This is a genomic window from Aldersonia kunmingensis (assembly GCF_001646865.1).
GTDB classification, from domain to species: domain Bacteria; phylum Actinomycetota; class Actinomycetes; order Mycobacteriales; family Mycobacteriaceae; genus Aldersonia; species Aldersonia kunmingensis.
Map to the genome: position 1 here is coordinate 53,414 of NZ_LRRB01000241.1, position 8,551 is coordinate 61,964.

Genomic DNA, 8,551 nt, shown 5'->3' on the forward strand with positions numbered 1-8,551 from the left:
CCCGCGCTCTCCGACTACTGCGCCTTGTCGAGCGCCTTCGCAAGTGTCGGCCACGACTCGTGCAGCGCGTCCTGCCAATACAGCCAGGAGTGAGTCCCGGTCGGGCGGAAGTCGTACGTCGCGGGAATGCCGAGGGCGTTCAGCCGGTCCGCTAGGCGTCGGGTGCAGAAGTTCGTGATTGCCTCGATCGCGCCGCCGACGAGGATCTGATTCTCCAGTGCCGGCGCGTCCGGTCCCCGGGCGGCAGTCGGCGTGTCGTGCGGGCCGGGAAGCCCGGTCGAGGTCGAAATGTAGAGGTCGAGTCCGCGCAGCCCTTCCGCGTTGATATACGGGTCGTGGGCCGCCCACTCGGGATCGTTCGGCGCGCCCCACATGTTGTCCGCATCGCCCTGGCCTCGCAGCTCCACGATGGAGCGAACGAGGCTCTGGCCCACGGGGTCACTTGTCGTCGCACAGCCGCTGTAGGACGCGACACCGCGGTACAAACCGGGCGATTGGATCGCAAGATCCAGCACCGACGAAGCGGACATCGACAGACCACCAATGGCATTGACACCATTGGTGCCGAGTGCGGTATCGACCACCGGCGGCAGTTCCTCGGTCAGGAACGTCTGCCATTTGTTGCGGCCGAGCTTGGGATCATCGTTGCGCCAGTCGGTGTAGTACGCGGCGTAGCCGCCGATCGGGATGACGACGTTGACGTCCTTGTCGGAGAAGAAGCTGACGACGTCCGTCTGTTCGAGCCAATTGGCGTTGTGCACTCCGGCATCGGCGCCGTTGAGCAGGTAGAGCGTCGGCTGAGGCGAACTGTCGTCGGCAGGGCGCAGTACCTGCAACTGGACCACGGTGTCCATCGATGGCGAATAGACGAACACGTCCCATCGCCGATCCGACACACGCTCGATGCGATCCACGTGCGCCGTGGCGCTCGCGCTCGATGAGGCAGGTACCGAATTCGGCGCCGCCGGCGCCGCCGCCGCGCCCGGCGCGCCGGCGAGTCCCAGCACAGCGGCAATGGCGATGATCGGTGGCACGGTAGAACGCAGCCTCATCGGTGTAGCTCCATTTCTTCATAACGCCGGTCGTCCCGGTCGAGGTACGCGCCCACGATCGGGCCGATCTCGGCAAGCGCACCGGGTGTGCAGATTTGCCAGTGCGTGGTGTCCACCTGGAACTCGCGGATTACGCCTCCCACGAACGACCGCCAGGTATCGACTCCCCTGGTGGATGCGGGATGGTCACGTTCTGCAGTGAAGTACAGTACGTCGCCGCCGAACTCGCCAGGACGATGGGCACGTTGGAGACCCACGTTGTGCGTCGCAGCGTCGAGCAGTCGGTGCAAGTGCTCCGGCCGAATCGATGGGAACCTACTTTCCACTTGCGCGAGGACGACGTCCACCGTCTCCGGCCCGACTGCCCGGTCGGTGATCTGCGGAGCGCTGTGCAGGCCGAGTCCGGCGAGCAGATCGGCGACGCGGAAGTCCTCTGTCGCAGTCGCGGACGGAACGGGACGCGCGAAGCTGTCGAGTAGCACGAGGGAATCGACGGTCTGCCCGGCCGCTTCGAGTTGTACGGCCATGGCATGGGCGAGAACTCCACCGAGTGACCAGCCGAGCAGGTGATACGGCCCCTCCGGCTGAACCCGACGGATCTCGTCGAGATACCGCGAAGCGAGCACATCGATGGATTCGGCCGGTGCCGAATCGTCGATGATGCCCGGCGTCTGCAGGCCATAAATCGGGCGATCCCTGTCGATCACACCGGTGAGACCGCCGTAGCACCAGGCCAAGCCAACAACCGGATGCACGCAGAACAGCGGCGCCTCACTTCCGGCGGCCCGGATCGGCAGCAGCACATCGAGTCCCGCGTCATCCGATCCGGACTCCTCGTGACGCCGCGCGATCGAGGCCGGCGTCGGATCGGAGAACAGCCACTGCAGCGGAATCTCGATGCCGGCACCGTCGCGCAGTTTCGCGACAACCCGCGCAGCGGATAGCGAGTCACCGCCGAGATCGAAGAAGTTGTCGTCTGCGCCGACAACCGGTGTCCCGAGAACGTCCTCGAACACGGACGCGACTGCCTGTTCTGAAGGTGTGGCAGGCGCGCGGAACACTGCTGCCTGCACCACCGGAGCGGGTAGTGCTTTGCGGTCGAGCTTGCCCGAGGCGTTGAGCGGGAATGCGTCGAGCACCAGGATCTGGGCGGGCACCATGTAGGTGGGCACGCGGGCTGCTACTGCGGCGCGCAGTGTGGCCTCGTCGAGGGTGGCACCGGCCGACGCGACGGCATAGCCGATCAACCGGTCGCCCGCATGCGGATCGCTGTGGGCGATTACGACCGCGTCTGCGACGTCGTCCGAGCCGCGCAGTGCGGTCTCGATCTCGCCCAACTCGATGCGCAATCCACGGATCTTCACCTGGAAGTCGGTGCGCCCCAGGTACTCTAGCTCGCCGGCAGGAGCGGAGCCTGCGGAGCGACCCGAAAGTCCAGGAGCGGAGCCTGCGGAGCGGCCATCGGACACCGCGGTCCACCGAACCAAATCGCCTGTGCGGTAAAGCCTTTCACCTGCGCCGAAGGGGTTGGCCACGAATCGGTCAGCGGACAGATCGGGACGACCGAGGTATCCGCGTGCGAGTTGCACGCCTGCGAGGTAAAGCTCACCGGCGATGCCCTCGGGGACGGGTTGCAAGCGTGCGTCGAGAACGTAGACCTGGGTGTTCCACACCGGTGCGCCGATCGGCACGCCGGCGCGGTCGGTGTCGGTCACTTCGTGGTAGGTGACATCGACGGCGGCTTCGGTCGGGCCGTAGAGGTTGTGCACACCCACTCCGGGTGCGAGTGCGCGCATCCGCTGTGCGACTTCGCCGCTGAGGGCTTCACCGGAGGCGAAGACCCGTCGCAGTGTGCTGCACCGCCCGGCGGGGACGGTCGCCACGAACACCGACAGCATCGACGGCACGAAATGCATCGTGGTCACCGACTGCTGCTCGATCAGGTCGGCGAGATAGTTCGGGTCGCGGTGCCCATCCGGTGCGGCGACGACGAGACGCGCACCGATCCCCAACGCCCAGAACAACTCCCACACCGATACGTCGAAGGTGACGGGCGTCTTCCACAGCACGACGTCGGCGTTGTCGAGGCCGTACTCGGCTTGCATCCACGCCAGACGGTTCACGATCGCGGCGTGCGGCACCGCGACACCCTTCGGGCGGCCCGTCGATCCCGATGTATAGATCACGTACGCCGTGTTCTCCGGACGCAGCGGTGCCACTCGGTGCGAATCGGTCACTGCCGCGGCCGAATACCCGGACAGATCCAGCGCGTCGATATGCAGGACAGTCCGGTCACCCGTCGCGAACTCATCGGTGGTGGTGGACAACACGACGGCTGGTTCGGCGGAATCGAGCACATAGGCGATCCGGTCGGCGGGATGATCGGGGTCCACCGGAACGTAGGCGCCACCCGCGGCCACCACCGCATAGATTGCGATCAGCAGGTCCGGGCTGCGCCGCATCGCGACCGCCACCCGAGATTCCGGACCGACCCCTATCGACACAAGGTGGCGGGCAAGGCGATTGGCCCGCGCCGCAAACTCTGCGTAGGTGAGGGTCGCGTCCACGAACAGCACCGCGGAGGCGTTCGGCGTAGCCGCAACCTGCTGCTCGAACCTGTCGAGCAGCAACCCCGACACCCCGTCGACAGCGGTGTCGTTCCAGCGCTGCAGTACCTGGGTCCGCTCGTCGGCGGTCAGCAGGTCGACCTCGCCGACCGGCAGTGCGGGATCTACCGCGATCGCCTCGATGACCCGCAGGAGCCGGCTACCGAGCGTGTCGATTTCGGCGGTCCCGAAGATGCCCCGGTCGTACTTCAGCACCAGGCCCAGCGTTGCCTCGACCGAGGCAAGCAATGTCACCGGGTAGTGCGTTCCGTCGTCGACTTCGACTCCGGTTATGCGCAGGCCGTCGAGTGCGTCGTTGGCTGCACCGAGTCCGTCCTTGTCGACGGGATAGGACTCGAACACCACTAGCGTGTTGAAAAGGCTGGTGACCCCGGCAGCGCGCTGAATATCCGTGAGACCAACGAAGTGGTGCTCGACGAGATCGGCCTGCTCCACCTGCAGTTCGCGCAGCAGAACGGAGATCGGCATCGTCGCGTCGATTCGCACGCGCACCGGGACGGTGTTGATGAACAGACCGACCATCGACTCGACACCGGGTACGTCGGCGGGACGGCCCGAGACCGTCGCGCCGAACACCACATCCGAGCGACCGGTCATGCGGCCCAACAGAATTGCCCAAGCCAACTGGACCACGGTGTTGACGGTGACACCGAGGTCGGCCGCCACCAGGGCGAGCCGTGCTGTCTCGGTCTCGGCCAGTTCGAGCGTCAGCTTGCCGATGCCCGATTCCGCGGGCGCCGCAGCGGACTCGAGCAGCGTGGGGCCTTCGACACCGTCCAGTGCCGTGGCCCACCGTTCCTGCGAGGCGGCTCGGTCGCGCTCGGCAAGCCAGCCGAGGAACGCGCGGTACTCGCCAACCCGCGGCAGCACCGAAAGATTGCCACCAACGGCGTAGAGCACCAGCAGGTCACGCATCACCAGCGGCATCGACCAGCCGTCGAGCAGGATGTGGTGGAGCGTGACAGCGAGTTGCCACTCGTCGTGCGCGGTGCGCGCGAGGGTGAACCGCAGCAGCGGTGGCGCAGTCATATCGAAGCCGCGACGCTGATCATCGGCGAACAGCGTCCGGGCGTGCGCCCGCGCGTCCGGACGGTCGGTGAGATCGACTTCGCGCCAGGGCACATCAACCCGTGTGGTGATGACCTGAACGGCGGTGCCGGTGTGGTCGGCGACGAATGCGGCGCGCAGGTTGGGATAGCGCTCGAGCAGTGCCTGCGCAGCGTTGTGCAGGCGGCTGACGTCGAGCGACCCGCCGAGTTTCAGGACCGCCTGCATCGTGTAGACGTCGACTGCGCCCGGCGCGATCAGCAGCGTGTGGAACAGCAGCCCGGATTGCAACGGCGACAGTGCCCACACATCCGCCACGCCCGGGTAGGCGGTCTCGAAGGCGTCGATGTCGGTCTGCGTAACCGATGCCAGTGGGAGGTCGGACGGTGTCAGACCGCCGGAACGGGGATCGGTTGCGTGCATGGCCAATCCGCGCAGCGCATCGCCGAACAACGAGGCAAGCTCGGCGACGTCGACGCGATCGATGACACCGGGCGGGAAGCTGAAGCCGGCATCGAGGCCACCGTCCGCGTCGATCGCCGCGTTGATGTCGATCACCACGTGGGCCGGATAGGTCTGCTCGTCCGCCGAGGTGACGTCGCCCAACTCGCCGGTCGGCGCCCAGCCGATCGCGGCGAATTCCGCGACGGCGGAACCGCCACCCACGCGGCCGAGGTAGTTGAAGCCGATCTGCGGAGCACCGGCACCCGCGAGTGTTGTGGCGGTGTCCGCGTTCAGGTTGTGGAGCAGGCCGTAGCCGATGCCCTTGTCCGGGATGGCAAGCAGCTGTTCCTTGACGGCCTTGATCGCCGCCCCTGCCGCAGGGCCACCGGCGAACGCATCGGCGAGATCGAGGTCGCCGAGTTCTGCCCGGGCCGGGTAGACGCTGGTGAACCAGCCGATCGTGCGCGACAGGTCCGCTCCTGCGAACACGTCTTCCTCGCGGCCGTGGCCTTCCATCCGTACCAGCGTCGAGGTGCAGTCCACGCCGCGGTTGCGCCGCCATTGCGTCACCGCGAGCGCCAGCGCCGTCAGCAACGCGTCGTTCGCACCGCCGCGATAGCGTTCCGGAACCGTCTGCAGCACGGCCTCGGTCACGTCGGCGGGCAGCCGCATCGCAACGCGATCGAGCGTGGCTGCGGTGTCGACGGCGGGATCGAGGGGCCGCGAGCCGATCACCGGATCGGCGCCTTGCAGGATCTCCTGCCACAGTGCGGTTTCGGCGACCCGCTCGGGGCGCGCCGCCTCCTCGGCGAGAGCGTGGGTCCACCGCCGCATCGAGGTCCCGACCGGATCGAGCGAAACTTGCTGTCCGGCAGCGAGTTGCGACCAGGCGATACCGAAATCGGGGATGAGGACACGCCACGAGACGCCATCGACCACATAGTGGTGCGCGATGATCCGCAGCACTCCGCGCCGGCGGGGGCCGCCGGTCGCGGGCTCGGCGAACTCGAACCAGACGAAGCGAAGCACCGCACCGCTCTCGGGATCGAGTTCGGCTACGGCATCGGCACATTCCCGCGTCGCGACCCGGGTGAGCTCGTCGTCGTCGATATCGGCCGGCACCGCGACACGGCGAATGAGTGAGTCGATATCGACCGAACCGACAGGACGCGCTTCGAGCATCGGGCTTCCGTCCGCGGCGTACCGCAGCTGGGCGCGGAGCATGTCGTGGTGGTCGAGGACCGCGGCGAGCGTGGCCCGCAGCAGGTCGGCGTCGATCCCCTCCGGCAGCTGCACCGCCACCGCCTGGGTGAACGCGTGTAGATCGCCGCCCGCCGCGAGCAGGTCGGCGAGCAACGGTGTGGGCGGCATTTCGCCGACGCCACCGCCGGGGAGCTCGGGCAGCGTGGCTGCTTCGTCGGCCTCGTCGATGAACACCGCGGCCTGCGCGAGCGCCGCAATGGTGCGGCGCTCGAATACGTCGCGCGCAGTGAACCGCACCCCACGGGCGCGGGCGCGGGCGACCAGCTGGATCGAGACGATGCTGTCACCACCGAGTGCGAAGAACGAATCATCCACGCTCACCGACGACAGTCCGAGCACCTCGGCCATGCACTCGGCGACGAGGCGCTCCATTTCCGTTGCAGGAGCACGGAATTCCGCAGTCTCGAAGACCGGTTCGGGCAGCGCCTTACGATCCAGCTTTCCGATCGGCGTGAGAGGCACCGAATCGATCACCACGAACGCGGACGGCACCATGTAGTTCGGCAGCCGCTCCGCGGTGAACTCGGCCAAGGCGGTGGAATCGACCGTGGTTCCCGGCGCCGGCTGCACATAGGACACCAGCACCGTCGCGCCGGAATCGAGTGTGCGGCCGAGGGTTACGGCGAAGCGTACCGATTCGTGGGCCACGAGAGCGGCGTCGATCTCACCGAGTTCCACGCGGTAGCCGCGGATCTTCACCTGGAAGTCGCTGCGGCCGACGAACTCCAGCGACTCGTCGCCGCGCCAGCGTACGAGATCGCCGGTGCGGTAGATGCGCTCACCTTCCGTGCCGAACGGATGGGCCACAAATCGCTCCGCAGTCATTGCGCTGCGGTCGTGGTAGCCGCGTGCCAGTGCGGCGCCGGAGAGGTACAGCTCTCCGGGAACGCCCACGGGCACGGGGCGCAGCCTGCGGTCGAGAACGTAGGCGCCGACGCCGGGCACCGCGGTGCCGATCGTGATCGCCTCGTCGGCAACCAATTCCGCGTAGTTCGAGATGATCGTCGTTTCGGTGGGGCCGTAGCCGTTGAAGTACCGCCTGCCCGGCGCCCACTGCGCGACGAGTTCGGGTGTCGACGCGTCGCCGCCGACCGAGACGACTCGAAGGTCGGTCAGCGCGGCGGAGTCGAGTGTGCCGAGGACCGCGGGGGTGATGATCAGGTTGGTGACCGCTTCGGCGGCGAGCAGCTCCGTCATCTCCACGCCACCGAGCACGTCGGGCGGCGTGATCACCAATGTCGCGCCGGTCGAGAACGCGGCCATCCACTCCAGCACGGACGGGTCGAAGCTCGGGGAACATACGTGCAGGAAGCGGGAATCCGCGGTGAGCTCGTAACGCTGCAGTGCCGCGCCAAGCACACCGGCCAGCCCGGTGTGGGTGACTGCCACACCCTTCGGCCGGCCCGTCGAACCGGAGGTGTAGATCATGTACGCGGTATTCGCCGGTCGTAGGGGCGCGAGCCGGTCGGCATCGGTGATCGACGCCGCAGAGAACTGCGCCAGGCGCGCCGCTGTGTCCGTGTCGTCGAGGACCAGCCATTCGACACGCCCACTGGGCAGTCCCGGGGCGTAAGGCGCCTGCGTCACACCCAGCACGGCGTCGGAGTCGGCGAGCATGAACTCCACCCGATCCGACGGGTAGGTCGGATCCACCGGCACATGGGCCGCACCCGCTTTCGCGACCGCCCATACCGCGAGCACCATCGAGTAGGAGCGCGGGAAGGCCAGCGCGACACGTGTTTCGGTCCCGACACCCTGCTCGATCAGCAACCGCGCCAACCGGTTGGAAGCGGAATCCAGCTCGCGATACGAGTAGGACCGGCCCTCGAATCGCACTGCCGTTGCCTGCGGGTCCGCGGCCACTGCGGCCGCGAGGATGTCGGGCAGCAACGCGGCCGTCGTCGGCGTGAACTGTCCGGGCAGCGCGGTCAGCGCGGCGTGTTCGGTCGCGTCGAGGAGCGTGAGGTCGCCGACGGGCACGGTTGGGTCGGTCGCCACGGCTGCGAGCAGGCGTGTGAAGCGCTGTGCCAACTCGGTCATCGTCGCCGGATCGAACAGGTCGGTCGCATAGACCAGTGATCCGGCCAGCCCGGCACCGTCGACGGAAGTCTCCGTCAG

The 8,551-nt window shown here is 67.4% G+C and carries 2 protein-coding genes; both read right to left on the reverse strand.

Features of this window, described 5'->3' with window-relative positions; translation table 11 throughout:
- Positions 1–14: 14 nt before the first annotated feature.
- Positions 15–1,052, reverse strand: a complete 1,038-nt coding sequence (locus tag A8G08_RS19030; protein WP_068277661.1) for an alpha/beta hydrolase — start codon at positions 1,050–1,052, stop codon at positions 15–17.
- The gene (locus A8G08_RS19035; RefSeq protein WP_222844282.1) at positions 1,049–8,473 is read right to left on the reverse strand and encodes a non-ribosomal peptide synthetase; all 7,425 of its coding nucleotides are present in this window, start codon (positions 8,471–8,473) and stop codon (positions 1,049–1,051) included. The genes A8G08_RS19030 and A8G08_RS19035 overlap by 4 nt, the downstream gene beginning before the upstream one ends.
- Positions 8,474–8,551: the final 78 nt, after the last annotated feature.